The following is a 25796-nucleotide window of genomic DNA, read 5'->3' as shown; positions in this document are numbered from 1 at the left end:
TGCGCCGACGGGCCGAGTGCGAGAATGCTGCCATGACCGCGAAGGTGGCGTTCGTGCTCGGCGGTGGCGGCGTCCTGGGCGCCGTGCAGGTGGGCATGCTCCGCGCGGTGCTCGAGCGCGGCATCCGGCCCGACCTCGTCGTGGGGACGTCGATCGGCGCGATCAACGGCGCGATCGTCGCCGCCGACCCCGACCGGTGCATCGACCGACTGGACCACGCCTGGACGTCGCGGGACGCCCGAGTCCTCACGACCGGGCTCGGGGTGCGGCCCGGCCGGGCGCACGTGATGTCGCGCGGACCGCTCGTGCGGCTCCTCGAGGGCGCTCTCCCCCGCGTCCGCACGTTCGCCGACCTCGAGGTCGAATTCCGGTGCTGCGCGGCGAGCATCGAGCGGGCGGCCGAGCACTGGTTCGCCGAAGGGCCGCTCGTGCCCGCGGTCCTCGCCTCCGCGGCGCTGCCCGGGGTGTTCCCGGCCGTGCGCATCGGCGACGAGCACTTCGTCGACGGCGGCATCGTGAACTCGATCCCGATCAGCGAAGCCGCGGCCGCGGGAGCCACCGACATCTACGTGATGCAGGTGGGGCGGATCGAGCACCCGCTCTCGGCGCCCCGGAACCAATTCGACAACGCCCGCGTCGCCTTCGAGATCTCCCGCCGCCATCGGTTCGCGCGCGACCGGGCGGCGCTGCCGCCCACGACGCGCCTGCACCTGCTTCCCACGGGCACCGCGAGCGAACGCGACAACCGCATCGCCCGCAACCTCTCCCCCGTCGCCGTGCGCCGACGGATGGAGCGGGCCCATCAGGCCGCGTCCGACCACCTCGACACGGAGGCCGCGGCGCCCCACGCGAGCCGCCGGTCGTCCTCCTGACATGCGCGTCCCGCCGAGATGGGTCCGGCGCCTCGTCCTGGCGCCGGCGGTGGTCGTCGCCGCGATCGCGGTCACGGCGCTGCTGCCCCTCTGGCTCGTGGTCGCCGTCGCCGTCTCGCTGCTCCTCGAGACCCGATTGCGGACGCCGCGGCTGCTGTGGATGGGCAACCTCTACCTGCTGTGGGATGCCGCGGCCCTGATCGGGCTGTTCGCACTCTGGGTCGCGTCCGGGTTCGGGCTTCGCATCCACTCACCCACCTTCCGGAGAGCGCAATATCGTTTCGTGGCTCGCATGCTCGAGTTCCTGTTCTGGAACGGACGATGGGTCCTCCGCCTGGACATCGACGTGCGCGTGCCGGCAGGGTTCCACGACGACGACGGGCCGAGGGTCATCGCCAGCCGCCACGCCGGCCCGGGCGACTCGTTCATCCTCGTGCACGCGGTGTTCGACTGGTTCGAGCGATCGCCGCGGATCGTCCTGAAGGACACGATGCAGTGGGACCCGGCGATCGACGTCGTCCTCAATCGCCTGCCGAACCGGTTCCTGGCGCCGGAACCGGCCCCGGATGCGCACCGCCCCGTCGACCACCTCCTCCTCGACCGGATCCGCGACCTCGCCACCGACATGGGGCCGCGCGACGCGCTCGTCATCTTCCCGGAGGGCGGGAACTTCACCGAACGACGGCGCACCCGTGCGATCGAGCGGCTGCGCGCCGCGGGGCTCCACGCAGCCGCAGACCGGGCTGCGCGCTTGCAGAACGTCATGGCCCCGCGACCCGGCGGCTTCTTCGCCGCGCTGGACGCCGCGCCCGATGCCGACGTCTACTTCGTGGCCCACACCGGACTCGAACGGATCCGGACCATCACGGACGTCTGGCGCGAGCTCCCGACCGACAAGACCATCGTCATGCGGTTCTGGCGAGTGCCGCGGAACGAGATCCCGACCGCCCGCGAGGAACGGTTCGACTGGCTCCTCCAGGAGTGGGAGGACATCGACGACTGGATCGGCCAGCACCGGCGACAGGACCGCGACACGCCGGGAAGCACGCGGTTTCCTCCGCGCTCCGAAGGACCCGCGGGCATACGCTGAGCGCGAGCACGCAACCCCGCGCGTGCCGGAAGGAGTCGTCGTCATGTCGTCCCCGCAGTCCAGCAGCGGCTTCGCCGCATTCGCGTTCGATTCCGCCGACCTCACGAGATCGGCCGTCAGCACCATCCGCGTCGCCCTCGGCATCACCGGCGTCCTCGCGTTGATCGCCGGGATCTTCATCACGTTCTGGCCGAAGAACTCCGCGATCGTGCTCACGGTCCTCATCGGGATCTACTTCCTCATCGCCGGCCTCGCCTACGTCGGACTCGGCATCTTCTCGAAGGGTCTCTCCGGCGGCGCGAGGGCGCTCGACATCATCCTCGGCGTGCTCTTCGTGATCGGCGGCATCCTCATGCTCACGAGCCCCAGCGAGAGCGCCGTGGTGCTGGGGATCTTCCTCGGCGTGCTCGTCGGCATCCTCTGGATCGTCGAAGGTGCGGTCGCCCTCGCCCAGGCCGGCAACTCGGCGTCCAAGGGCTGGTCGATCTTCTTCGGCCTGCTCAGCGTCATCGCCGGCATCGTGCTGCTCTTCTCGCCGCTGTGGGGCGCCGTCATCCTCTTCTGGGTGACCGGCATCTCGCTGATCATCCTCGGCATCATGCAGATCGTCCGGGCGTTCACGTTCGGTCGTGATCTCCAAGTGTCCGCCTGAGTCGGGGGGCTGCAGGGCGGACTGCGGGGCCGGTCGTCTCGGATTCGACCGGCCCCGCCTCTCGCGCTAGCGCTCGGGCGAGAAGCCGGAGACGTCGCCGACGTAGCGCGTGTGGTCGTCCGGGACCGGGTCGACGGCGGCGGCCGCGACCTCGGCGGCGAACTCCGCGACGTTGTACAGCTTGCCCGCGTCCTCCTTGCGCGCGGCGATGGCACCCGGGTTGGCGCGCTCGAGCAGCGTCGCGGTGATGGTGCCCTCGATCATGTCGCCGGAGACGACGACGAACTCGACGCCCTTCGCGTCGAGTTCGGGCAGCTTCGCCCGGAGTGCGTCCTCACCGGCTCGCTTCGAGAGCGCGACCGGCTCGTACTCCGGCATCGTCGGCGTCGTACGGATGAAGTGCGCCTGGTGGCTGGTGACGAACACGATCCGCGAGTGCTCGGCGAGGTGGGGCAGCGCGTTCTCGACGACGTTGACCTGCGCGTCGCGGTTCAGGCGCATCGCGTAGTCCTCCCCCATGCCGGACTCCATGCCGCCCGAGGCATTGAGCACGAGGAGGTCGATCGGCCCGAACTCGTCGACGGCGCGCTCGAACATCGCCCGGACCGACGCGGCATCCGTCAGGTCGGCGCCGACCGCGATCGCCCGACCGCCCGCGGCGGTGATCTCGCCGACGATCTTCTCGGCTCGCGGCGCCTTGCTGCGGTAGTTGATCACGACGGCGGCGCCCGCTTCGGCGAGATACCGTGCGGTGTCGGCGCCGATGCCGCGGGACGAGCCCGTGACGACGGCGACGCGACCGTCGAGCGATCCGGGGGCGAGCGGGTTGGTCACGATGGGCTCCTCGATGCGGTGCGGGGATGGCTGGGCGCCACGCGGAGCGCCGCCCCCGAGACTACCAACTCCCCCACCGGCGTCCCGCGCGCTGATAGGTTCGAGGTAGCCCGAAGGAGTCGAAGTGGATGTGCTGACGCAGTACGCGTGGATCGCCTGGCTGGTGCTGATCCTCGTGTTCGCGACCATCGAGGTGTTCACCCTCGAGATGACGTTCCTCATGCTCGCGCTCGGCAGCGTCGCGGGACTGCTCTCCGGCCTCACCGGCATCCCCTGGTGGGCGCAGTTCATCGTGGCCGCCGTCGTCGCGGTCGCACTGCTGCTGACGCTTCGACCATCGCTGCTGCGGCTGCTGCGCCGCGGTGCGGATCCGGCGCGCAGCAACGTCGATGCGCTGATCGGCGCCGAGGGCAGCGTGGTGCGCACGGTCACCGCCGCCGGCGGCCAGGTCAAGCTGCACAACGGCGACGTCTGGACGGCGCGGCTCTCGCCCATCACCGAGCAGGCGGACGTCGCCGCGGGCGAGCGCGTGCTCGTCACCGGCATCGACGGCGCGACGGCGGTCGTCGTGCCCATTGAGAGGAGCGCCCAGGCGTGAACGACATCGGCCCCATCATCACCCTGGTCGTCGTCGCGGCGATCGCGATCTTCGCGATCGTGGTCATCGCGCGATCCATCCGGATCGTCCCCCAGGCGTACTCGGGCGTCGTCGAACGGCTCGGCCGGTACCACAAGACCCTCTCCCCCGGCCTGAACCTCCTCGTGCCCTTCATCGACCGGCTGCTGCCGCTCGTCGACATGCGCGAGCAGGTCGTCTCGTTCCCTCCGCAGCCGGTGATCACCGAGGACAACCTCGTCGTGTCGATCGACACGGTCGTCTACTTCCAAGTCACCGACGCCCGCGCGGCGACCTACGAGATCAACAACTACCTCGGCGCGGTCGAGCAGCTCACCACGACCACCCTCCGCAACGTGGTCGGCGGCCTGAACCTCGAAGAGGCACTCACGAGCCGCGACAACATCAACGGCCAGCTCCGCATCGTGCTCGACGAGGCGACCGGCAAGTGGGGCATCCGCGTCTCCCGCGTCGAGCTCAAGGCGATCGATCCGCCCCTGTCCATCCAGGACTCGATGGAGAAGCAGATGCGCGCGGAGCGCGACCGCCGCGCCGCGATCCTCACCGCCGAGGGCACGAAGCAGTCCGCCATCCTCGAGGCCGAGGGTGCCCGGCAGGCCTCGATCCTCAAGGCCGAGGGCGACGCCAAGGCCGCCGTGCTCCGTGCACAGGGTGAGGCCGAGGCGATCCTCACGGTCTTCGACGCCATCCACAAGGGCGACCCCGACCCCAAGCTGCTCGGCTACCAGTACCTGCAGATGCTCCCCCAGCTCGCCGAGGGCGCGTCGAACAAGCTCTGGATCATCCCGAGCGAGCTCACCGAGGCCCTGAAGGGGATCGGCGGCGCCTTCACGCCGAAGGACGGCGCGACCGGCGCACCGGGTACCCGCACGGACCTGCCCGGCTGACCCTCCCGTGGGCTCGCCCTGGTTCGAACCGGCGGCGCCCCGCGTGCTCGCGCACCGCGGGCTGGCGCTCGACGCACCCGAGAACACCCTGCTCGCCTTCGAGCACGCCGTGCGCGCGGGTGCCGGTTACCTCGAGACCGACGTGCACCTCAGTGCCGACGGCGAGGCCGTGATCGCCCACGACCCCGAGCTCGGGCGCGTCGCACCCGGTCGGACCGAGCGGGTCGCCGACCTCACTGCGGATGCGCTGCGCCGGGTCGACCTCGGACACGGCCAGGGCTTCCCGACCCTGATCGAAGCACTGCATGCGTTCCCCGCGGCGCGATTCAACATCGACGTCAAGACGGATCCGGCGGTCGCCGCGACGGTGGAGGCCATCCGGGCTGCCGACGCCCGGGATCGGGTACTGCTCACGGCGTTCTCCGACGCGCGGCGCCGCCGGCTCGCGGCGATGCTTCCGGGGGTCGTGACCTCGGCGGGGCGCGCTTCCGTGCTGCGGGCGCGGGCGGCATCCGTCGTCGGGAGCCCGGCCCTGCTGCGTCGGGCGGTGGCAGGTGCCCAGGTGCTCCAGATCCCCGAGCGCGTGGGGCGGGTCCCGCTGCTGACGCCACGCCTGCTCGAACGCGCGCACGCCGCCGGCCTCGAAGTGCACGTGTGGACGGTCAACGCCGAGGCGGACATGCGACGGCTGCTGCGACTCGGCGTCGACGGCATCGTCACCGACCGGGCCGACGTCGCGCTGCGGGTCGTCTCGGGAAGCTGAGAGTTCCCCGGCAAAACCCCAGCCCCCGGGAAGAATACGCCCAGCTTGATCGTCTATACCTGATTGACGATCGAGAGGAGTACGCCATGGCGGACCGGAGCCTTCGGGGCATGCGAATCGGCGCCCAGAGCCTGCAGAGCGAGGACGGCGTCGTGTTCGCCGACCGTGCCGACTACACCTACCAGTGCGAGGCGTGCGGGCGCGACACGGTCATGACCTTCTCGACGGAGGCCGAGATCCCCGAGATGTGGGAATGCCGCCACTGCGGCAGCTCCGCGGTCCTCCTCGTGGACTCGAAGCCGGTCGAGATCGACCGGTCGGGCGAGAAGGTCGCCCGTACCCACTGGGAGATGCTGCTCGAGCGCCGCACGCGCGCCGAGCTCGAGGAACTCCTTCAGGAGCGCCTCAACTACCTGCGGGCCCGACGCGGCCAGCAGAAGATCGGCGCCTAGACCGCCGATTCCCCGCCGTCGCCCCGCCCGGATCCCGTCCGGCGCGGGGCGTTCTGCGTCCGCCCACGCACCCCGACCGCGATGAGACCGCCGATCGCCGCGATCACCGTGAGCGTCGGCACGAATCCGCCCAGCACGACCGCCGGCGTGAGTCCCTCGCGCAGCTCGACGTCGGTCACCATGGCCCCGGCCTCGTACGCCGGGAGTTCGTCGACGGTGCGACCGGTGGGGTCGATGACCTGGCTGGTGCCGACCGTGGAGATGTTCACCACGGAGCGGCCGGTCTCGATCGCGCGCAGCCGCGCGATCGCGAGCTGCTGCTGGTTCTCGTCGGTGCCGCGGAAGTCGGCGTTGTTGGTCTGCAGGAGGTAGAGCTCCGCGCCGTCGCGCGCGCCCTCCCAGATGAGGCCGTCGTAGATGACGTCGAAGCAGATCGCGAGCCCGGCGACCGCGCCGCCCACGTCGAAGACGGGTGGTTCCGTGCCCGGCGAGTAGCCGCGCTGGATGAGGCCCGTGAGCTCGGGGACGAGGGCGTCGTAGAACCAGCGGTCGGGGATGTACTCGCCGAAGGGCACCGGGTTCCGCTTCGAGAACCGGTCGACCGCGCCGGCGCCGGACTCCCAGAGCAGCGAGGTGTTGTAGAACCGCTCCTCGTCGTCGACCGTCACCGTGTTCAGCACGACGGGCGCGCCGATGCGTTCGCTCAGGTCGTCGAAGGTGCGCGCGGCCCCGGCGCTGCGGGTCGGGTCGACGTCCGAGCCGCCCTCGGGCCAGAGCAGCACGTCGATGCCGGGTTCGTCGAGCACCGGCTCGGTCGCGTCGAGCTGCGCTGCGAGGATGTCGCCGGGTTCGCGCTCGTCGAAGTAGCCCGACGGCCCGTTGCCCTGCACGCTCGCCACGCGGAGCTCCCCCGTCGGTGTCGTCGGCCAGGCGGGCACCGCCACGGCGACCACGAGGAGCGCGACGACCGGGACCGCGCGGCGAACGTCGCGCCACCCGCGCAACCGCACCCACTCGATGACACCGGCGACGAGCGCGACCATGACGAGGCCCAGGCCGCTCGAGCCGACCCACGACACGACCTGCGCGAACGGGCTCTCGGACTGGCTGAGGGCAGCGCGCCCCCATGGGAATCCGCCGTAGGGGATGCTGCCCGTCGCGGTCTCGCGCACGATCCACAATCCGGCGACGAGGAGCGGCAGCAGCACGAGGCGAGCCCAGCGGGACGACGTCGCGCGCGGCAGCCACCGGTACGCCAGGGCGATGAGGACGGCTCCGCCCGCCACGAACAACGACTGGAGGATCGAGAGGGCGAGCCACGGCACGGGCCCGAGGTACAACGAGGTCCACGACACGTGCGTGAGGTAGAAGCCGAGCCCGAAGACGAGTCCGATGTGGAAGGCCGCCCAGGAGGAACGCCCGATCAGGGAGACGAGCGCCATGCCGATGCCGACGAACGCCAGCGGCCAGACGCTCGCTCCGGGAAACCCGAGGTCGTACACGACGCCGCCGAGCGCGGACACGAGCAGCGCGGCCCACAGCGGCATGACGGGCCGGGTGCGGTCAGCGGATGCCTCGGCTGCGGCATCCGTTCGCATCGGAGTGGTACTCATGCGGCGGCACCGTACGCGACCACGCCGCGCCGGACGGCGTCGATCGCGGCGCGCGCGGTGGCGCCCAGCTCGGCGTCGGCCACGATCGAGATCTGGTCGAGGAGGTCGATGACCTGCTTGGACAGGCGCACGAAGTCGCCCGCGGCGAGCTCGGTCTCCGACAGGACGCTGCCGAGCGCCGCGCCGCGGGCCCAGGCGTGCATGGCCGCCGAGAGCGCCGGAGACGGCTGCTCGGTCCCCGGCAGGCGGTGGTCGCGCTCGACGTCGTCGAGTTCGCTCCACGCATCGGTCGTGCGATCGAACGCCGCGCGGAACGGTCCCTTCGGGAGCCGGAACTGCAGGCCGCGCTCGTCCCGACGCGGCTCGTACACGAGCGCGGCCGCCATCGCGGCGATGCCCGCGACGTCGAGGCCGGCCCACAGGTCGCGCCGGAGGGATTCGGCCACGAGCAGGTCGCGTTCGCCGTAGATGCGCTTCAGGGTGCGACCCGCCGCCGTGGAGACGAGCCCGCCCTGCCCGTCCGACTCGAGGTAGCCGAGCTGCACGAGCACCTCGGCGACCCGGTCGAACCGCTTGGCGACCTGGCCGGTGCGGGTCCGGATCTGGCGGCTGAGGTCGTCGTGGTCTCGCTTCAGGCGCCACCACCGCTCGGCCCAGCGGGCGTGCTGCTCGCGCTCGGCGCAACCGTGGCACGGATGCGCCCGGAGGCGCTTGCGCTCGGAGGCCAGCTCCCGCTGCATCCGCTCGCGTTGGGCGTGGGTCGGGTTGCCCTTCGCCTGCTGCCGCTCGAGGTCGGCGATGCGCCGACGGATCCCCGCGTACTCGCCGAAGTCGCCCAGGTGGCACTGCATCGCGCGCTCGAAGCCGGCCATCGACTCCTCCTGCTTGCGCAGGGTTCGGGCGAGGTCGACGACCGCGCGGTCGGCCTGGAACTGCGCGAACGACAGCTCGAGCACCTGACGGGTCCGCTCGCGGCCGAACTGGTCGACGAGGTTCACGGCCATGTTGTAGGTCGGCGAGAAGCTGGAGTTCAGCGGATAGCTGCGCCGGGACGCCAGCGAGGCCACCGCCTCGGGATCGAGCCCGTCGACCCACTGGATCACGGAATGGCCCTCGACGTCGATGCCACGTCGCCCCGCTCGACCGGTGAGCTGGGTGTACTCCCCCGGCGTGATGGGCACGCGCGCCTCGCCGTTGAACTTCTCCAGCTTCTCGAGCACGACCGAGCGCGCGGGCATGTTGACGCCGAGCGCCAGGGTCTCGGTGGCGAACACGACCTTCAGGAGCTTGCGCTGGAAGAGGTCCTCGACGATCTCCTTGAAGGTCGGCAGCATGCCCGCGTGGTGCGCCGCCACGCCTCGCTGCAGGCCCTCGAGCCACTCCCAGTAGCCGAGCACGGCCAGGTCGTCGTCGCGCAGCATCCGGGCGCGCTCCTCGACGATGGATCGGATCTCATCTCGTTCGGCCGTGTCGGTGAGGCGGATGCCGCTGCGGAGCACCTGGCGGACCGCCTGGTCGCAGCCGGCGCGGGAGAAGATGAACACGATCGCGGGCAGCAGGTGCTTGGAGTGCAGCAGGGCGACCACATCCGGCCGGTCGATGCGCGAGGCACCGTGCCCGCCCTGGTGGAACCGGCCGCGGTCGCTTCCGCGCCGCCCGCGTTCCGAACGGCCCCGGATCGACCGCCCGCCCGCGCGGGCGAGGCGCTGGAGCTCGGGATTCACCCGATGGGTGGCCGCCTGCCCCGATGAGTCGAAGAGGTCCACGAGCTTCCCGCCCGCGAGCACGTGCTGCTCGAGGGGTACCGGCCGCTGCTCGGAGACGATCACGTCCGTGTCGCCGCGCACGGCCTGCAGCCAGTCGCCGAACTCCTCGGCGTTGGACACCGTGGCGCTCAGGGAGACCAGGCGCACCACCTCCGGGAGGTGGATGATGACCTCCTCCCACACCGCGCCGCGGAATCGGTCGGCGAGGTAGTGCACCTCGTCCATGACGACGTACGCGAGCCGGTCGAGCAGCGGCGAGTCGGCGTAGAGCATGTTGCGGAGGACCTCGGTGGTCATCACCACGATGCGAGCGCCGGAGTTGATGTTCGTGTCGCCGGTGAGCAGGCCGACGTTGCGGGCCCCCCAGGTGTCGACGAACTCCTGGTACTTCTGGTTCGAGAGCGCCTTGATGGGCGTCGTGTAGAACACCTTCTCGTCGCCCGACTCCATCGCGAGGTAGACCGCGTACTCCGCGACCACCGTCTTGCCCGCGCCGGTGGGTGCGGCGACCAGCACGCTCCGCCCTTCGTCGAGGGCGCCGCACGCGGCGCGCTGGAACGGGTCGAGGTCGAAGGACAGGTTCGCCGCGAACTCCTGCAGCCTCGGCTGGCGCCGTTGCTGCCGGGACAATGCGTAGCGTTCCGCCGGCGAGAGGCTCATCCCCCCAGCCTAGACAGGACTGCCGAACTCCAGCTGATTGCGCTTGGCGACGCGCTTGTCGTGCAGATGCGCGATGCCCCACGCCGCGAAGTAGAGCCCGATCATCGGGATCGCGAGCATGAACATCGAGACGACGTCGGCCGACGGGGTGGCGATCGCGGTGAACAGCGTGATGACGAGGATGGCGACCCGCCAGCTCTTGATGATCGACGCCGCGCTGAGCACCCCGGCGAGGTTCAGCAGCACGATGAACACCGGCACGACGAACGCGATGCCGATCGCCAGGACCAGCTTCAGCACGAAGTCGTAGTACTCCTTCGCGAGGAGCAGCGACTCGCTGCCCTCCGGGACGAACCCGGTCATGAGCTTCACGATGTTCGGCAGCACGAACCACCCGGCGGCGCACCCGGCGAGGAAGAGCGGGATGGCGGAGGCCAGGAAGATGTAGGTGAAGCGGCGTTCGCGAGCGTTCAGCCCGGGGACCAGGAACGCGAAGATCTGGTACAGCCAGACCGGGCTCGAGATGACGATGCCCACCGTGAACGCGACCTGCAGCCGCAGGTCGAACGCGCTCGAGATGGTCGGGAAGATGATGCCCGACCCGTCGCCGCCGTGCGCCTCGGCGACGGCCTGGACCGGCGCCTGCAGGGCGTTCCACACGAACAGGTCGGTGAGGATCCACCCGGCGACCGCACCGACGACGATGGCGATCGCCGACGTGAAGAGGCGCTTGCGCAACTCGAGGAGGTGCGCGCCGAGCGACATCCGCTTCTCGCGGTTCGCGGTGCCGCGATCCTTCACGGCCGACACGGGCTAGGCGTTCGGGCCGGCGTCCGTGCGCTTCGCCGGATCACCGGTCGTCGACGACGCGGGCGGCGTGGTGGTCGATGCGTTCGACGCGGTCGACGTGCCCGTGACGGGCGCGTCGGTGGTCGTCGTGCCGTCGGACGCGTCGGTGCGCTCGTCGGAGTCCGACCGGACCTCGTTCTTCAGGATCTTCATCGACTGGCCCAGGCTCCGCGCGAGGGCGGGAAGCTTCGGCGCACCGAACAGCAGCAGGATCACCAGCAGGATGATCAGCGCGTGCCAACCGGTGAAGGCGTTTCCAAACATAGGTGCTCGTCCAATTCTGGCGGGATGGTCCGCTCAGTCTAACCGGTCGCCGGCGGCGTTCGCCTCACCCGTCGGCCGGCGCGGACGACGCACCGGGGTCGTCATCCGGGTAGCCGGCCAGGCCCGCCTCGGCCCACTCCGCGACCACCGCACGCGCCTCCTCCGGGGCGACGACCGTCACCAGTCCGGGCAGACCCGCGACCAGGCGCTTGAGGCCGTGCACGTGGGCGAGGCGAAGGGTCACGCGGAGCCGCCCGTCGACCTCGGTCGTGGTCGAGTCGGCGAGGTAGTCCGCCAGGAGTGGCAGCGTCGCCGGCGCCACGTCGACGACGACCTCGAGATCGGTGTCGGACGCCTGGAAGAGCGTCTCGGGGATCGGCCGGTCGGAGTGGTCGGCGATCGGCTCGTCGGCGACCTCGAGCCCGCTCATCCGGTCGATGCGGAAGTTCCGGACCTCCTCGCGGAGGTGGTCGAACGCCTGCAGGTACCAGTCGGCGCCGAGCGAGGCGATGCGCAGGGGATCCACGCGCCGGCGTCGGCGCTCCCCTCGCGCGTTGAGGTAGTCGAACTCGAGCTGACGACCGGATGCCACGGCCCGCCGAACCACGGCGAGCGATGCATCGGCGGCCTCCTCGGCGACGGCGAGCCGGCTGGGAGCGGCGGACGCGCCCGCGCGGAGCTTCTCGGTGAGCGCGGCGAGCGAGGCGCTCCCGGCGTTCTCGGGCGACGCCGAGAGGTACTGGAGTCCGGCGATGAGCGCCGCCGCCTCGCGCGCCGACAGCCGGGGGGCGTCGTCGATCGCCACGTGGTGGACGATCACGATGACGTCGTCCTCCTCGAAGGAGTCCCAGTCGATGTCGAACAGGTCGTTCGGCTGGTAGGTCCCGGTCGCGCCCGGCAGGCCCGACGTGGCGATCAGCCGGACCGCGTCGCGGATCTCCTCCTCGCCCACCCCGAAGTGCGCAGCGGCCTCGGAGACGTCGACCACGCGCTGCTCGAGCAGGTACGGGACGAGGGCGAGCAGGAACACGAGCTTGTCGGGCCCGCGCATCCCGGCGGGCCGACGCGGCGACGCGCTCATCGATCGGCTCCCGGGCGGTGGGTGGCCGCGACCGCGGCGAGCCGCTCGCGGACGGCGTCACGCAGCGTCGAGGGTGAGAGCACACGGACCTCCGGGCCGTACGAGGCCAGTTCGTCGGCGAAGACGGCGGCATCCGTGTAGTGCAGCCGGATGACGCCCGCGTCGTCGTCGGCCTCCACCGCCCGCTTGCCGAGGCGCACCTCGGCGTCGGAGCCCGCGGTCACCGCGAGGTCGGCGATGTTGGCCTGCCGCAGCGCCCGCAGGTCGGCGAGCGCCCGGTCCTGCACGTCGGCGGGCGGCGGATCGAAGGGCCTGCCGGCCAGCGACTGCACGTCGCCGACGATGCGCGAGAGGAGGAACGTGCGCGGGGCGCCCGCGTCGACGTCACGGCCGTGCAGGTGCCAGCGACCCTCGTGGAGCACGACCGCGTGCGGCTCGACGGTGCGCAGCCTCGGCTCGCGCTCCCCCGGCTTGAGGTAGCGGAACCGGACGCGCTGCCGCTTGTCGAGCGCCTGCCGGATCGGCTCGAACGCGGCCTCTCGCACCCGGAGCCGCGGCGCGTAGCCGATCACGGGCTCACGCGGCTCGATGCCGAGCGATCGGAGCTTCGTGAGCGCACGCTGCGAGTCGGAGGACAGCGAGGCCTCGCGCCAGACCTCGGCGGCGAGGCCGAGCAGGGCGAGCTCGTCGGGCGTGAACCGGACGTCGACCGGGAGGTCGTAGTCGCCCTTCGGGATCCGGTAGCGCAGCGCCTGGTTGTCGCCCGGTCGGTCGGGCGACTCGATCGTCTCGAGCGGGATGCCGAGGTCGCGGATCTCGTCCTTGTCGCGCTCGAACTGGCGCTCGAGGTTGGCGTTGCCGCCGCGATCGTCGTAGCGCTCGGCGTAGCCGCGCACCGTCGAGAGGATCTCGGACTTCAGCAGCCCGGTCTCGGTCGCGAGCAGCGCGAGGACGAGGCTGAAGAGCCGGTCCTCGACCGGGATCCTCGGCTCCCCCGAGCGCTTGGATGACGCCACGTCAGCGATCATACTGACCGGCGTGCGACGGGCGGACGACGCGCCCGCCGGTCACACCACGCCGAGGATGTCGATGACGAAGAACAGCGTCGAGCCGGCCGGGATGCCCGCCTGCTCGGCGTCGCCGTAGCCGTCCTCCGGTGCGATGACCACTCCGACCTGCGAGCCGACCTTCTGGCCGATGAGCGCCTCGGCGAACCCGGGCACGACCTGCGAGCCCTCGCCCTCGGCGACGACGAACGCCGTCGGGCCGTTGCGCTCCCAAGTGGAGTCGAAGACGGAGTTGTCGTCCCACAGCACGCCCGTGTAGTGCACGACGACCTGGTCGCCGTCCTCGACTACCGCGCCGGAGCCGGCCTTCAGCACCTCGACCTCGGTCGACTCGAAGGGCTCGGTGTCGGGCACGGTGATGCCCGGACGCCCGTCGGGAGCCGTCACCACGGCGGGGAACCCGTCGCGGGCGATCTGCGGCGCGCCGTTCGCCTTGAGCAGGAACGCGCGGTGCACGTCGAACACCATGACGAGGCTGTCGTCCGGCTCGATGCCGAGCTGGGCGTTGCCCTCCTCGCCGAAGGCGTCGGCGGGCGGGGCGACGATCACGACGCGCGAGCCCTCGCTGGCGCACGAGAGGCCCTTCCGGATGCCGGGGAGCCCGCCCTCGCTGAGGAGGATCGGCACGGGCTCCTGGTCGCCGAACCCGTTGACGTCGATCTCCTCGCCGGTCGTCCCGTTGTACACCGCGAGGCCGACGAGCGCCTGCTGGCCGGCCACGAGCCGGTCGCCTTCGCCCTCGATGATCTCGGTGCACTGCGTCTCGGCCGGGGAGACGGGCGTCGGGAAGTCGACCCGGGGCTCCTGGCCGAAGTCGCCCTCGACCTCGACGAGGTCGGACGACGCGCCGGCGGTCGCCTCGGGTTCGGGTGCCGCGGTGCAGCCGGTGAGCGTGACCGCGACGGCGGTCGCGGTGGCCAGAAGCGCGAGCGGGAGTCGCACGGGTCCTCGTTTCGTCTGGGTGGAACGGGCGCAGACAGCCTAGTCGGCGTCGGGCGCCTCGGTGTCGGGTCGGGAGTCGTCGTCGCCGCGCGAGCGGCGGGCCGCGGCATCCGCTGCGCGTGCGCGCTTGCGCAGCACCTTGTCGCTGACGTTGCGTTCGCCGAGCGCACCGGGCGTCCACGCCTCGACGTCCTCGTCGCTGAACTCCGTCTTCGAGGGGCGGCGCTTGAGCTCGGGCAGCACGGTGCCGGGGGCGAGCCGGCGTGCGGTGAGCAGGAAGCCGGTGTGCGCGATCATGCGGTGGTCGGGCCGGACCGCGAGGCCCTGCACGTGCCATCCGCGGACCATCGTCTCGCTCGCCTGCGGCTCGGTGTACCGGCCGGTCGCACGGATCGCCTCGGCGACGCGCGAGAGCTGGGTGACCGTCGCGATGTAGCAGAGCAGCACGCCGCCGGGCTTGAGCGCGGTCGACACGGCGTCGATGCACTCCCACGGCGCGAGCATGTCGAGCACGACGCGGTCGACGGATGCCTCGGGCGCCTGCTCCGGCAGGGCCTCGGCGAGATCGCCGAGGGTGATGGTCCAGTTCTCGGGGTCCTCGCCGTGGAAGGTGGCCACGTTGCCGCGGGCGACGTCGGCGAACTCCTCGCGACGCTCGAACGACATCAGTCGGCCGTGCGCGCCGATCGCGCGGAGGAGCCACAGCGACAGCGCGCCGGAGCCGACGCCGGCCTCGACGACGGTCGCGCCCGGGAAGACGTCGGCCTGCGCGAGGATCTGCGCCGCGTCCTTCGGGTACACGATCGCTGCGCCGCGCGGCATCGACATCACGAAGTCGCTGAGCAGCGGCCGGAGGGCCAGGTACTCGACACCGACCTGGTTGGCCACGACCGAGCCGTCGGGCAGGCCGATGAGGTCGTCGTGCGCGATCGCGCCCTTGTGCGAGTGGAACAGCTTGCCCGGCTCGAGGGTGATCGTGTGCAGGCGTCCCTTGGGGCCGGTCAGCTGCACGCGGTCGCCGGCGCGGAAGGGTCCGCTCGCCTCCCCGCGGCTCATGCGGTCTCCCTCGCGGATGCCACGACGCGGGCGATGTCGTCGACGGTCCGCCCGTCGAGCGAGTCCCAGATGACCTGCGCGGCGGCCGGGTCGAGGGGCACCATGTGCGGCACGCCGATCGCGACGGTGCCGGCGGATGCCGCGGAACGGAGCCCGGGCACCGAGTCCTCGATCGCGACGCAGTCGCCGATGGCCACGCCGAGCCGCTCGGCGGCCGTCAGGTACGGCTCGGGGTGGGGCTTCGGCTCGGCGACCTCGTCACCCGTGACGAGCAGGTCGAACGCCTCGAACGGGATCGCCGCGACGATGTCCTCGGCCATCGAGCGCACCGACATGGTGACGAGCGCCGTCGGGATGCCCGCGTCGCGAACGGACTTCAGCAGCGCCTGCGCGCCCGGCTGCCACGGCACGCCGTGCTCGGCGAGCTGCTCGCGGACGCGCGCGGTCAGGCGCGCGACGATCGTGTCGGCGTCGAGGTCGACCCCCGCGCGCTGGAACACGGCGGCGGCCTCCCAGAGGCCGGCGCCGACGACCTGCAGGGCGTCCTCGTCGGTCCAGCTGCCGCCGAACTCGCGGACGAGCTCGCCTTCGGCTCGCATCCAGTAGGGCTCGGTGTCGACGAGGGTGCCGTCCATGTCCCACAGGACGGCGGCGGGGAGGGCTGGGGTCACAACCGGCGATTCTATCCGCACGGCCTATTGTGGAGGTGAGCCCGGAGGTCCCGGGTTCGGGAAGCGGGGCGAACCGAGTGCAGCAGCCGACCGGGTTCCAGGGCGGACGACTCCTCATCGTCGCATTCGAGGGGTGGAACGACGCGGGCGAGGCGGCCACCGGCGCCGCCCGGCTCCTCGCCGAGCGACTCCGCCTCGTCGAGGTCGCGGCCGTCGATCCCGAGCTCTACTTCGACTACCAGTTCACGCGCCCGACGATCCAGTCCGAGCCGGACGGCTCGCGGCGGCTCTCCTGGCCCGGCGCGGCGATCCTCGGCCCGAGCGGCATCCCCGCCGAGCCCGACGAGGAGGGCGTCACCGGACCCGGTGCCGACGCGCTCCACGTGCTCCTCGGCGCCGAGCCCGCGCGCACGTGGAAGGGCTTCGCCGCCGAGCTCGTCGACGCCGCGCTGTCGGCCGACATCGAGGGCATCGTGCTGCTCGGCGCGATGCTCGCCGACGCGCCCCACACGCGCCCGCTCGCCGTCTTCGCCTCGAGCGAGAACCCCGAGGTGCGCGCCGCGCTCGGCGTCGAGCGATCGACCTACGAGGGTCCCGTCGGGATCCTCAGCGTGATCGCCGACCAGGCCGAGCGGGTCGGGATCCCGACCGTCTCGCTCTGGGCGTCCGTGCCCCACTACGTGCACAACGCGCCGTCCCCCAAGGCCGTGCTCGCGCTGCTCGGCAAGGTCGAGGAGCTCACCGGCCTCAGCATCCCGCGCGGCTCCCTCGAGGACGAGGCGCAGGCCTGGGAGGCGAGCGTGGACGCCCTCGCCTCCGACGACGACGAGATGGCCGGCTACATCCAGCAGCTCGAGCAGGCCCGCGACGCCGCCGACGCCCCCGAGGCCTCCGGCGAGGCGATCGCGCAGGAGTTCGAGCGGTACCTGCGCCGCCGCGGCGACCAGCCCGGCGGGAGCGGCCCCTGGCGCCCTCGCGACGGGGCCTGAGCCGCGGACCCGACCGGCCGGGGCGGAAGCCGTTATGCCGCGCGCACGCCCGCGGCGCGGCATCCGCTCGCCTAGGGCTGCAGCACCCCCGTGCCGAGCAGGACGAAGATCGTGAGCCCGAGCGCGATGCGGTAGATCACGAACGGCAGGAAGCTGCGCTTCGAGATGTAGCTCATGAAGAACGCGATCACGAGGATGGCGACGACGAACGCGACCGCGGTCGCCACGGCTGTCTCGAGCGGCCCGTAGACGGCCGGTTCGCCCCAGCTCTTGAACAGCTGGTAGAAGCCCGAGCCGAACACCGCGGGGATCGCCAGCAGGAACGCGTACCGCGCCGCCGCGGCCCGCTCGTAGCCGAGCAGAAGTCCCATCGTGATCGTGCCGCCCGAGCGCGAGACGCCGGGGATCAGCGCCAGCGACTGCGCCAGCCCGAAGTAGAGGCCGTGCGGCACGGTGAGGTCGTCGAGCTTGCGGCGCTTGGCGCCCGCCCAGTCGGCGAGGCCGAGCACGATGCCGAACACGATGAGCATCGTCGCCACCACGTAGAGCGAGCGGAACACCGTCTCGATCTGGTCCTGGAACAGCAGGCCGAGCACCACGATCGGGATCGAGCCGACGATGATCAGCCAGCCCATGCGCGCGTCCGGGTCGTTCCGCGGCACGCGGCCGGCGAGCGAGGCGAACCAGTTGCGCACGATGCGGACGATGTCGCGCCAGAAGAAGACGACGACCGCGGCCTCGGTGCCGAGCTGCGTGATCGCGGTGAAGGCCGCGCCGGGGTCGGCCGCGTTCGGCAGGAACTCGCCGAGGATCCGCAGGTGCGCGCTCGAGGAGATCGGCAGGAACTCGGTCAGGCCCTGCACGAGGCCGAGGATGATCGCTTCGATCAACTGGATATCGCCCTTCCGCCCTCCGGACGGCGGAGGGCACGGGACCGTCGTGGTCGGAGTGTGTCGGAGCGCGCTTCGGTACGAGGACGTCAGTACGCGAGGAGCAGGTCGCGCAGGACCCGCCTACCGAAGACTAGTGCGTCGAGCGGCACGCGCTCGTCGACGCCGTGGAACATCGCCGGGAAGTCGAGTCCGTCGGGCAGGCGGAGCGGCGCGAACCCGTAGCCGGCGATGCCGAGTCGCGACAGCGACTTGTTGTCGGTGCCGCCGCTCAGCAGGTACGGGAACACGGTCGCCTCCGGATCGTGCGCGTGCAGGGCGCTGGTGACCGCATCGACGAGCGGTCCGTGCGTGGGCGCCTCGAGTCCGACGTCGCGGTGCACGGTCTGGATCTCGATGTCGGGGCCGATGAGCTCGCGGATCTCCGCGAGGACCGCCTCCTCCTCGCCCGGCAGCGTCCGGATGTCGACGAGGGCCTCGGCGCGGTCGGGGATGACGTTGTGCTTGTACCCGGCGTCGAGCAGCGTCGGGTTCGACGTCGTGCGGAGCGTCGCGGTGATGAAGCCGGAGGCGGATCCGGTGGCGAGCGCCAGCTCGTCGGGCGAGACCTGCTCGGGGTCGGCGCCGATGGCCGCCGCGATCGCCGCGAGCAGTTCGCGCGTCGTGTCGGTGAGTCGCAGGGGCCATTCGCGGCGGCCGATGCGGGCGATCGCCTCGGCGAGCTTCGTGACGGCGTTGTCGCCCACCAGGCGCGAGCCGTGCGCGGCCGTGCCGTGCGCGACGAGGCGCACCCAGACGAGCGACTTCTCCCCCGTCTGGAGCAGGTAGGCGCGCTGCCCGCCGACCGTGATCGAGTAGCCGCCGACCTCGCTGATGGCCTCGGTGGCGCCGGCGAACAGCTCGGGGTGCTCGTCGACGAGCCAGCTCGCGCCGTAGAGGCCGCCGGCCTCCTCGTCGGCGAAGAACCCGAGCACGAGCTCGCGCTCGGGCAGTCGGCCCTCGGCGAGGATGTCGCCGACCGCCGTGAGGATCATCGCGTCCATGTCCTTCATGTCGACCGCGCCGCGGCCCCAGAGCATGCCGTCGCGGATCTCGCCCGCGAACGGGTCCACGCTCCAGTTCCGCGGGTCGGCCGGCACCACGTCGAGGTGGCCGTGGAGCACCAGGGCGGGCTTGTCCGGGTTCGCGCCCGGAACCCGCGCCACGACGCTCGCGCGGCCGGGCGCGGACTCGTACACGGCCGGCTCGAGGCCCATGGCCCGCAACCGCGCCTCGACGTACTCGGCGGCCTCGCGCTCGCCGTTCGACCGGCCCTCGCCGTGGTTGGTCGTGTCGAACCGGATGAGGTCGCGGGCGATCAGCGCGGTCTCGTCGAGTCCGTCCGGAAGGCCAGCTGCGGCGCCTCCGGTGGTCGGGCGGGCGTCGGTCGGGGTGGTCTCGGCCATGCGGTCCACGCTAGCGCCGGGCCGTGTTCAGTGGGCCTCGAAAACCGTGCTAATGTCTTCTACGGCCGCTGAGCGATCAGGGCCGAGACAACGCGCGGGTGGCGGAATTGGCAGACGCGCTAGCTTGAGGTGCTAGTGCCCGTATAGGGCGTGGGGGTTCAAGTCCCCCCTCGCGCACGCGTTGTCGAGAAGGCCGGATCTTCGGATCCGGCCTTCTCGCGTTTCCGGGGTTTCGAACCCGTTTTCAGGAGTCCCCCCGGCGGGTCGCCGTCCGGCACGGCGTGTCGTCCTGAGGAACGTGCGATCCGGCCGAGATCTCCTGAGAACGGCATCCCCACGTCGAGGCAGCACGGTGTCGCGGCATCCAGGCGTCGAGACATCCCGGCATCGAGGCACCCCGGTGTCGCGCGTCGCGCGCCGCGGTCGGCGGGTGCGAGCGGATGCCGCGGGGTGCCGCCGCGGTCGGCGACCCCTGCCCGGGGGCGCGGACGCGTGGCATCCGGGACTTGCCGTATTCGAACATGTGTTCGAACATTGAGTGGTGACGATGACCGCTCCCCGATCCGTGCCGACCGCCTCCGTCGCGGCCGCGGGCCGGGTCGAGCGGGTGGAGGAGCTCCAGGCGCGCATCCGGGGCATGCAGGCCACGCGGCTCGACTCGCGGGCGGTGCCGACGCATCCGGCGCTCGCCGCGGTGCTGCCCGGCGGCGCCCTGCGCGAGGGCGCGGTGGTGCAGGTCGAGGGGTCGATCACGCTGCTCATGGCGGCGCTCGCTGGTCCGTCGCGGAGCGGTCGCTGGGTCGCGGTCTCGGGCATTCCCGAGTTCGGCGTCGAGGCGGCCTCGCGGTTCGGCATCGATCTCGAGCGGCTCGTGCTCGTGCCCGATCCCGGCCGGCAGTGGCTCACGGTCGCGGCGGCGCTCGCCGACGTCATCCCCGTGGTGGCCGTGCGCCCGGCGGGGCGCCTGGCGCCCGCCGAGGCGTCGCGGTTCGCGGCGCGGCTCCGCCAGCGCGGCGCCCTGCTGCTGGTCGACGGCGACTGGCCCGGCAGCGATGCGCGCCTCGAGCTCGAGCAGAGCGACTGGACCGGGCTCGACCGCGGTCACGGGCACCTCGCCGAGCGCGAGGTCGTGGTCCGGGTGACGGGTCGCGGCGAGGTCGGCCGGGGCAGCCGACGGCGCCTGCGGTTGCCCGCGGGCGACCTCGGATTCGCGGCGGTCGACGCGACGCCCGACGCGGTCGGCCCGGGTGCGGCATCCGTCGTGCATCGCCCCGACTTCGGCGCGAGGGCGTCATGAGCGCGGCGGTGCGCACCATCGTGCTGTGGTGTCCCGACTGGCCCGTGCTCGCTGCGTGCCGCGAGCACGGCGTCGACCCCGCCCTCCCGGTGGCGCTCACCGAGAAGGGGCTCGTGCACTCGTGCTCGGCGGCCGCCCGGCGCGACGGCGTGACGCGCGGGCTGAAGCTCCGCGAGGCGCAGTACCGCTCGACCGCCCTCACGGTGCTCGAGTACGACGCCGCGCTCGACCATCGCGCGTTCGAGCCGGTGGTGCGCGGCATCGAGGCCATCGTGCCGGGCGTGCAGGTGCTGCGACCGGGCACGCTCGCGATGCGCGCCCGCGGCCCGGCACGGTACTACGGCGGCGAGGAGGCGGCGGCTCGGGCGCTGCTCGACGCGGCCGCCGGGCTCGGCGTGGTCGGCGCCCGGGTCGGGGTCGCCGACGGACCGTTCGCGGCCGAGCAGGCGGCGCGTGCGGCCTCCCGTGCCGGTTCGCGGTCGCCCGTGCACCTGGTGGCGACGGGCGGGGCGGCCGCCTTCCTCGCCCCGTTGTCCGTGTCGCTCGTCGTCGACGCGCGCACGGCGACGCTGCTGCACCGGCTCGGCGTGCGCACGCTCGGCGAGTTCGCCGCGCTGCCCGACGACGACGTGCGACGGCGCTTCGGCGCGGCCGGTGCGTTCGCCCACGACCGCGCCGCAGGCCGTGAGCAGTCGCGGGTGGCTCCCCGCACTCCCCCGCCCGACTTCGAGATCGAGCAGCACTTCGAGCCGCCGCTCGACCGCATCGACCAGCTCGCGTTCGCGTTCCGCGTGCGGGCCGACGAGTTCATCGAGCGCATGCGGGCGGTCCGGCTCGTGTGCACGGGCATCCGCGTCGAGCTCGACGACGAGCGCGGCGGGCACTCGAGCCGAAGCTGGCTGCATCCGCACTGGTTCACGCCCGCCGACGTGGTCGACCGGGTGCGGTGGCAGTTGCAGGGCGCGGGCACCGCCGACGCCGGGCTCGATTCCCCGATCGTGCGGCTGCGCGTCGTACCCGAGCGCGTCGACTCGACGGGCAACCACGAGGCCGGCCTGTGGGGCGGCGGGCCCGACGAGCGCGTGCACCACGGGCTCACCCGCGTGCAGAGCATGCTCGGGCACGAGGGCGTCGTGACGGCGGCGGTCGGCGGCGGCCGCATGCTCGCCGACCGGCAGGTGCTCGTACCGTGGGGCGACCGCGCACCGGAGCGCGCGACGGCCGCGGCGCCGTGGCCCGGCAGCCTCCCGGCGCTCGCCCCCGCGAGCGTGTTCCGCGAACGGATGCCGGTGACGCTCGTCGACGACGGCGGCTCGCCCGTCGCCGTCGACGCCCGCGGGGCGATCTCGGCGGCACCCGTGTCGTTCGCGGCGGGCGCCGCACGGCCCGCGCCGGTCCGGGCGTGGGCGGGGCCGTGGCCGGTCGTCGAGCGCTGGTGGGATGCGGAGCGCGCGCGGCGCGTCCACCGCTTCCAGGTCGTCGACCACGACGGCTGCGCGTGGCTGCTCGTCCGCGACGCCGAGGGCTGGTGGGCCGAGGCGAGGTACGACTGATGGGCTGGAACAACCCCGAGATCCCATGGTCCGAGCTCGAACGCCGGCTCTCCGACCGGCAGCGGCCGAGCGGTTCCAAGGTCGTCGCCGACGGCGGCGACAGCCCGGGATGGAGCCGGAAGCGGCATCCGTACCGCCCCTCGGGCGACGTCGAGGAACGACCGGCCGGCCCCATCGTGCCGTACGCCGAGCTGCACGCGCATTCGACGTTCAGCTTCCTCGACGGCGCGTCGGGGCCGGAACGGCTGGTCGAGGAGGCGCACCGGCTCGGCCTCAGCGGCATCGCCATCACCGACCACGACGGCTTCTACGGCGTCGTGCGCTTCGCCGAGGCCGCCGAGGCGTACCCCGATCTCGACACGGTCTTCGGCGCCGAGCTGTCGTTCGGCCTCACCGAACCGCAGATGGGCGCCGCCGACCCCGAGGGCGACCACCTGCTCGTGCTCGCCGGGCGCGAGGAGGGCTACCACCGGCTGGCGTCGGCGATCACCGCGGGCCAGCTCGCGGGCGGCGAGAAGGGCCGCCCGGTGTACGACCTCGACGACCTGGCCGAACGCAGCGGCGGGCACTGGGTCGTCTCCACGGGGTGCCGCAAGGGCGCGGTGCGACGTGCGCTCGCGGGCGAGGGCGGGGCGGATGCCGCGTGGCGCGAACTCGACCGGCTCGTCGCCCTGTTCGGCCGCGACCACGTCGTCGTCGAGCTCACCGACCACGGCGACCCGCTCGACCAGGTCCGCAACGACGCGCTCGCCGGGCTCGCCGCCCGGGCGCACCTGCCCGTGCTCGCGACGAACGCCGTGCACTACGCGACCCCCGGCGAGCACCGGCTGGCGTCGGCGCTCGCGGCGGTGCGGGCGCGGCGCAGCCTCGACGAGCTCGACGGGTGGCTCCCGGCGACCGACGGACTCCACCTGCGCTCCGGCGCCGAGATGCTCGCGCGGTTCGACCGCTACCCGGGTGCCGTCGCCCACTCGGCGACCCTCGCGCGCGACCTGTCGTTCCGGCTGCGCAGCGCCCGGCCGAAGCTGCCCCGACAGGAGGTGCCCGAGGGGCACACGCCCATGTCGTGGCTCCGCGAACTCGTGTGGCGCGGCGCCGAGCGACGCTATCCGGGACTCCCGGACCACGTGCGCGACCGGCTCGCGAAGGAGCTCGACGTGATCGAGCAGAAGGACTTCCCCGGCTACTTCCTGATCGTGCACGATCTCGTGCAGGAGGCTCGACGCCGCGGCATCCTGTGCCAGGGTCGCGGTTCGGCGGCGAACTCGGCGGTCTGCTACGTGCTCGACATCACCGGGGTCGACTCGATCTTCTACGAACTGCCGTTCGAGCGCTTCCTGTCGTCGCTGCGCGACGAGGAGCCCGACATCGACGTCGACTTCGACTCCGACCGACGGGAGGAGATCATCCAGTACGTCTACGGCAAGTACGGCCGGCAGAACGCCGCGCAGGTGGCGAACGTGATCAGCTACCGCCCGAAGGGCGCGGTACGCGACATGGCGAAGGCGCTCGGCTACTCCACGGGCCAGCAGGATGCGTGGTCGCGCCAGGTGGAGCGGTGGGGCGCCGTGGTCGAGACGGAGGACCACGACATCCCCGACGCGGTCGTCGAGCTCGCCGAGCAGTTGCTCACCTTCCCGCGGCACCTCGGCATCCACTCGGGCGGCATGGTGCTCACCGACCGGCCCGTGGGCGAGGTGTGCCCCATCGAGCACGCCCGCATGGAGAACCGCACGGTGCTGCAATGGGACAAGGACGACTGCGCGTGGATGGGCCTCGTGAAGTTCGACCTGCTCGGCCTCGGCATGCTCGCGGCGCTGCAGTACACGTTCGACCTCGTGCGCGAGTGCACCGGCGAGGAGTGGGAGCTCGCGACGATCCCGAAGGAGGAGCCGGCCGTCTACGACATGCTGTGCCGGGCCGACTCGATCGGGGTGTTCCAGGTCGAGTCGCGTGCGCAGATGGGCACCCTCCCCCGCCTGAAGCCCCGCTGCTTCTACGATCTCGTCGTCGAGATCGCGCTCATCCGCCCCGGACCGGTGCAGGGCGGCGCGGTGCACCCGTACATCCGCCGGCGCACGGGCGAGGAGCCGATCAGCTACCTGCACCCGAAGCTCGTGCCCGTGCTGCGGCGCACCCTCGGGGTGCCGCTGTTCCAGGAGCAGCTCATGCAGATGGCCGTCGCGGTGGGCGACTGCGATGCTGCCGACGCCGACCTGCTGCGGCGTGCCATGGGTTCCAAGCGCGGCGTCGAGAAGATCGAGCGGCTGCGCGCGAAGCTCTACGACGGCATGGCCCGCAACGGCGTCGAGCCCGATGTGGCCGACTCCATCTACGAGAAGATCGAGGCGTTCGCGAACTTCGGCTTCGCCGAGAGCCACGCCATCAGCTTCGGGCTGCTGGTCTATGCGAGCTCGTGGCTGAAGCTGCACTACCCGGCGGCGTTCCTCGCCGCCCTGCTCCGCGCCCAGCCGATGGGCTTCTACTCGCCGCACACGCTCACGTCCGACGCGCGCCGGCACGGCGTCGAGCTGCGGCGGCCCGATCTCGCGCGCTCGGGCGTGCACGCGGGGCTCGAGCCGGTCGACGGCGACGGCCGCGATGAGCCGGCGACGGATGCCGCGGCGGGGGCACGCGGCATCCGTCGCCCCACGGGCATGCCCGAGTGCGCCCACCCGACCCAGCCGCCCGTCGGCGACTTCGACCGGGCGGCGCCCGACCGCTCGGCGGAGCACCGCCGCGACGGCGCGTTCGCCGTGCGGCTGGGCCTCGCCGACGTCACCTCGATCGGCGAGAAGGTCGCCGAGCGCATCGTCGCCGAGCGCGAGCAGCACGGGCCGTACCGCGACATGGCCGACCTCTCCCGGCGCGCCGGCCTCGACGCGACGCAGCTCGAGGCGCTCGCCGCGGCCGGCGCGTTCGAGTGCTTCGACCTGCAGCCGCGCCAGGCGCTGTGGCTCGCCGGCGAAGCGGCGCAGGACCGCGCCGACTACCTGCCCGGCGCGGTCGTCGTGGTGCAGCCGCCGCTGCTGCCGATGCTGAACGACGCCGAGCAGGTGGTGTACGACCTGTGGGCGACCGGCATCTCCCCCGACGACCACCCGATCCGCCACGTGCGCGACCGGCTCGACGAGCGCGGCGTGGTCCGCATCGACCGCCTGCAGCGGGCCGAGTCGGGGCGCCGAATCGAGGTCGGCGGCGTGGTCACGCACCGGCAGCGGCCGGCGACCGCGAGCGGCATCACGTTCATGAACCTGGAGGACGAGTCCGGCACGCTCAACGTGATCGCGAGCGTCGGGGTCTGGAGCCGGTACCGGCGGATCGCCCGGGAGGCGCCCGCGATGGTGGTTCGCGGCATCCTGGAGCGCTCGCCCGAGGGGGTCGTGAACCTCGTCGCCGACCGGTTCGAGCCGCTCACCGTGTCGACCACGAACCGGTCGCGCGACTTCCGATGATCCGTTCGCAT

General features: G+C 72.3%; 23 protein-coding genes and 1 tRNA gene. 12 read left to right on the top strand and 12 right to left on the bottom strand.

Going from position 1 to position 25796, the window contains the following annotated elements:
* The first annotated feature begins 32 nt into the window (after nt 1-32).
* The 3 genes from AVP42_RS05545 to AVP42_RS05535 are packed head-to-tail and all read left to right on the top strand — an operon-like array spanning nt 33 to nt 2614.
* Nucleotides 33-872, top strand: a complete 840-nt coding sequence (locus AVP42_RS05545; RefSeq protein ID WP_067946926.1) for a patatin-like phospholipase family protein — start codon at nt 33-35, stop codon at nt 870-872.
* A gap of 1 nt (nt 873) precedes the next feature.
* A complete protein-coding gene (locus tag AVP42_RS05540; RefSeq protein WP_082847025.1) occupies nt 874-1962 on the top strand; it encodes a 1-acyl-sn-glycerol-3-phosphate acyltransferase in 1089 nt (362 codons plus the stop codon).
* Between the two features lie 43 nt (nt 1963-2005).
* Entirely contained in the window at nt 2006-2614 is a 609-nt protein-coding gene (locus AVP42_RS05535; protein WP_067946924.1) for an HdeD family acid-resistance protein, read from the top strand.
* Between the two features lie 66 nt (nt 2615-2680).
* On the opposite strand, the gene AVP42_RS05530 is transcribed toward AVP42_RS05535, so the two are convergent.
* Nucleotides 2681-3448 carry an SDR family oxidoreductase gene (locus tag AVP42_RS05530; RefSeq protein ID WP_067946922.1) on the bottom strand — a complete coding sequence of 256 codons (768 nt, stop codon included), beginning with the start codon at nt 3446-3448 and terminating at the stop codon, nt 2681-2683.
* A gap of 124 nt (nt 3449-3572) precedes the next feature.
* Here AVP42_RS05530 and AVP42_RS05525 point away from each other — a divergent pair, with 124 nt between their 5' ends.
* The 4 genes from AVP42_RS05525 (at nt 3573) to AVP42_RS05510 (ending at nt 6187) form a co-directional block, all read left to right on the top strand.
* Complete coding sequence (locus AVP42_RS05525; protein WP_067946920.1) at nt 3573-4046, top strand: NfeD family protein; 474 nt, start codon at nt 3573-3575, stop codon at nt 4044-4046.
* A 14-nt stretch (nt 4047-4060) separates the two neighbouring features.
* The gene (locus AVP42_RS05520) at nt 4061-4972 is read left to right on the top strand and encodes an SPFH domain-containing protein (RefSeq protein WP_369798131.1); all 912 of its coding nucleotides are present in this window, start codon (nt 4061-4063) and stop codon (nt 4970-4972) included.
* A gap of 7 nt (nt 4973-4979) precedes the next feature.
* Nucleotides 4980-5735: a glycerophosphodiester phosphodiesterase gene (locus AVP42_RS05515; protein WP_067946916.1), complete on the top strand. Its 756-nt coding sequence runs from the start codon at nt 4980-4982 to the stop codon at nt 5733-5735.
* 86 nt (nt 5736-5821) lie between these two features.
* On the top strand, nt 5822-6187 hold the full coding sequence (locus AVP42_RS05510) for an RNA polymerase-binding protein RbpA (protein ID WP_067946914.1): 366 nt from the start codon (nt 5822-5824) through the stop codon (nt 6185-6187).
* Here the strand turns inward: AVP42_RS05510 and lnt are convergent.
* The 9 genes from lnt to AVP42_RS05465 form a co-directional block, all read right to left on the bottom strand.
* A complete protein-coding gene (gene lnt, locus AVP42_RS05505; protein ID WP_082847024.1) occupies nt 6184-7800 on the bottom strand; it encodes an apolipoprotein N-acyltransferase in 1617 nt (538 codons plus the stop codon). The genes AVP42_RS05510 and lnt overlap by 4 nt on opposite strands.
* Nucleotides 7797-10226 (bottom strand): RNA helicase, encoded by a 2430-nt coding sequence (locus tag AVP42_RS05500; protein WP_067946910.1) that lies wholly within the window; start codon nt 10224-10226, stop codon nt 7797-7799. Before AVP42_RS05500 ends, lnt begins: the two co-directional genes overlap by 4 nt.
* A gap of 9 nt (nt 10227-10235) precedes the next feature.
* On the bottom strand, nt 10236-10991 hold the full coding sequence (gene tatC / locus AVP42_RS05495; RefSeq protein WP_067946997.1) for a twin-arginine translocase subunit TatC: 756 nt from the start codon (nt 10989-10991) through the stop codon (nt 10236-10238).
* Between the two features lie 48 nt (nt 10992-11039).
* Complete coding sequence (gene tatA / locus AVP42_RS05490; RefSeq protein WP_067946908.1) at nt 11040-11339, bottom strand: twin-arginine translocase TatA/TatE family subunit; 300 nt, start codon at nt 11337-11339, stop codon at nt 11040-11042.
* 64 nt (nt 11340-11403) lie between these two features.
* A complete protein-coding gene (locus AVP42_RS05485) occupies nt 11404-12420 on the bottom strand; it encodes a YafY family protein (protein ID WP_067946906.1) in 1017 nt (338 codons plus the stop codon).
* Nucleotides 12417-13436 (bottom strand): YafY family protein, encoded by a 1020-nt coding sequence (locus AVP42_RS05480; protein WP_231878550.1) that lies wholly within the window; start codon nt 13434-13436, stop codon nt 12417-12419. The genes AVP42_RS05485 and AVP42_RS05480 overlap by 4 nt, the downstream gene beginning before the upstream one ends.
* Before the next feature lie 51 nt (nt 13437-13487).
* Nucleotides 13488-14429 (bottom strand): FKBP-type peptidyl-prolyl cis-trans isomerase, encoded by a 942-nt coding sequence (locus AVP42_RS05475; RefSeq protein WP_067946901.1) that lies wholly within the window; start codon nt 14427-14429, stop codon nt 13488-13490.
* A 39-nt stretch (nt 14430-14468) separates the two neighbouring features.
* Nucleotides 14469-15485: a tRNA (adenine-N1)-methyltransferase gene (locus AVP42_RS05470; protein WP_067946899.1), complete on the bottom strand. Its 1017-nt coding sequence runs from the start codon at nt 15483-15485 to the stop codon at nt 14469-14471.
* Complete coding sequence (locus tag AVP42_RS05465) at nt 15482-16156, bottom strand: HAD family phosphatase (protein WP_304439341.1); 675 nt, start codon at nt 16154-16156, stop codon at nt 15482-15484. Before AVP42_RS05465 ends, AVP42_RS05470 begins: the two co-directional genes overlap by 4 nt.
* 77 nt (nt 16157-16233) lie before the next feature.
* Here AVP42_RS05465 and AVP42_RS05460 point away from each other — a divergent pair, with 77 nt between their 5' ends.
* Nucleotides 16234-17145, top strand: a complete 912-nt coding sequence (locus tag AVP42_RS05460) for a PAC2 family protein (RefSeq protein WP_067946897.1) — start codon at nt 16234-16236, stop codon at nt 17143-17145.
* 71 nt (nt 17146-17216) lie between these two features.
* On the opposite strand, the gene AVP42_RS05455 is transcribed toward AVP42_RS05460, so the two are convergent.
* Nucleotides 17217-18041 (bottom strand): undecaprenyl-diphosphate phosphatase, encoded by an 825-nt coding sequence (locus AVP42_RS05455; protein WP_067946895.1) that lies wholly within the window; start codon nt 18039-18041, stop codon nt 17217-17219.
* A gap of 83 nt (nt 18042-18124) precedes the next feature.
* The gene (locus tag AVP42_RS05450; RefSeq protein WP_067946893.1) at nt 18125-19480 is read right to left on the bottom strand and encodes a M20/M25/M40 family metallo-hydrolase; all 1356 of its coding nucleotides are present in this window, start codon (nt 19478-19480) and stop codon (nt 18125-18127) included.
* A gap of 92 nt (nt 19481-19572) precedes the next feature.
* Here AVP42_RS05450 and AVP42_RS05445 point away from each other — a divergent pair.
* The 4 genes from AVP42_RS05445 (at nt 19573) to AVP42_RS05430 (ending at nt 25785) form a co-directional block, all read left to right on the top strand.
* A tRNA-Leu gene (locus tag AVP42_RS05445) sits at nt 19573-19657 on the top strand.
* A gap of 370 nt (nt 19658-20027) precedes the next feature.
* Nucleotides 20028-20777 (top strand): hypothetical protein, encoded by a 750-nt coding sequence (locus tag AVP42_RS05440; RefSeq protein ID WP_197466964.1) that lies wholly within the window; start codon nt 20028-20030, stop codon nt 20775-20777.
* Nucleotides 20774-22330 (top strand): DNA polymerase Y family protein, encoded by a 1557-nt coding sequence (locus tag AVP42_RS05435; protein WP_067946889.1) that lies wholly within the window; start codon nt 20774-20776, stop codon nt 22328-22330. The genes AVP42_RS05440 and AVP42_RS05435 overlap by 4 nt, the downstream gene beginning before the upstream one ends.
* Complete coding sequence (locus AVP42_RS05430) at nt 22330-25785, top strand: error-prone DNA polymerase (RefSeq protein ID WP_067946887.1); 3456 nt, start codon at nt 22330-22332, stop codon at nt 25783-25785. Before AVP42_RS05435 ends, AVP42_RS05430 begins: the two co-directional genes overlap by 1 nt.
* The last annotated feature ends 11 nt before the right edge of the window (nt 25786-25796 follow it).

Origin of the sequence: Agromyces sp. NDB4Y10 (genome assembly GCF_001620055.1) — a bacterium.
Lineage (GTDB): Bacteria > Actinomycetota > Actinomycetes > Actinomycetales > Microbacteriaceae > Agromyces > Agromyces indicus.
Note: the sequence above shows the minus strand (reverse complement) of the source record. Positions and strands in the feature narration are given on the sequence as shown.

Bases quoted from the DNA above. Each gene is read 5' to 3' on its own strand.
- AVP42_RS05545 (WP_067946926.1), top strand. From the start codon at position 33: ATGACCGCGAAGGTGGCGTTCGTGCTCGGCGGTGGCGGCGTCCTGGGC.
- AVP42_RS05540 (WP_082847025.1), top strand. From the start codon at position 874: ATGCGCGTCCCGCCGAGATGGGTCCGGCGCCTCGTCCTGGCGCCGGCG.
- AVP42_RS05535 (WP_067946924.1), top strand. From the start codon at position 2,006: ATGTCGTCCCCGCAGTCCAGCAGCGGCTTCGCCGCATTCGCGTTCGAT.
- AVP42_RS05510 (WP_067946914.1), top strand. From the start codon at position 5,822: ATGGCGGACCGGAGCCTTCGGGGCATGCGAATCGGCGCCCAGAGCCTG.
- lnt (WP_082847024.1), bottom strand. From the start codon at position 7,800: ATGAGTACCACTCCGATGCGAACGGATGCCGCAGCCGAGGCATCCGCT.
- AVP42_RS05500 (WP_067946910.1), bottom strand. From the start codon at position 10,226: ATGAGCCTCTCGCCGGCGGAACGCTACGCATTGTCCCGGCAGCAACGG.
- tatC (WP_067946997.1), bottom strand. From the start codon at position 10,991: ATGTCGCTCGGCGCGCACCTCCTCGAGTTGCGCAAGCGCCTCTTCACG.
- tatA (WP_067946908.1), bottom strand. From the start codon at position 11,339: ATGTTTGGAAACGCCTTCACCGGTTGGCACGCGCTGATCATCCTGCTG.
- AVP42_RS05485 (WP_067946906.1), bottom strand. From the start codon at position 12,420: ATGAGCGCGTCGCCGCGTCGGCCCGCCGGGATGCGCGGGCCCGACAAG.
- AVP42_RS05470 (WP_067946899.1), bottom strand. From the start codon at position 15,485: ATGAGCCGCGGGGAGGCGAGCGGACCCTTCCGCGCCGGCGACCGCGTG.
- AVP42_RS05450 (WP_067946893.1), bottom strand. From the start codon at position 19,480: ATGGCCGAGACCACCCCGACCGACGCCCGCCCGACCACCGGAGGCGCC.
- AVP42_RS05440 (WP_197466964.1), top strand. From the start codon at position 20,028: ATGACCGCTCCCCGATCCGTGCCGACCGCCTCCGTCGCGGCCGCGGGC.
- AVP42_RS05435 (WP_067946889.1), top strand. From the start codon at position 20,774: ATGAGCGCGGCGGTGCGCACCATCGTGCTGTGGTGTCCCGACTGGCCC.
- AVP42_RS05430 (WP_067946887.1), top strand. From the start codon at position 22,330: ATGGGCTGGAACAACCCCGAGATCCCATGGTCCGAGCTCGAACGCCGG.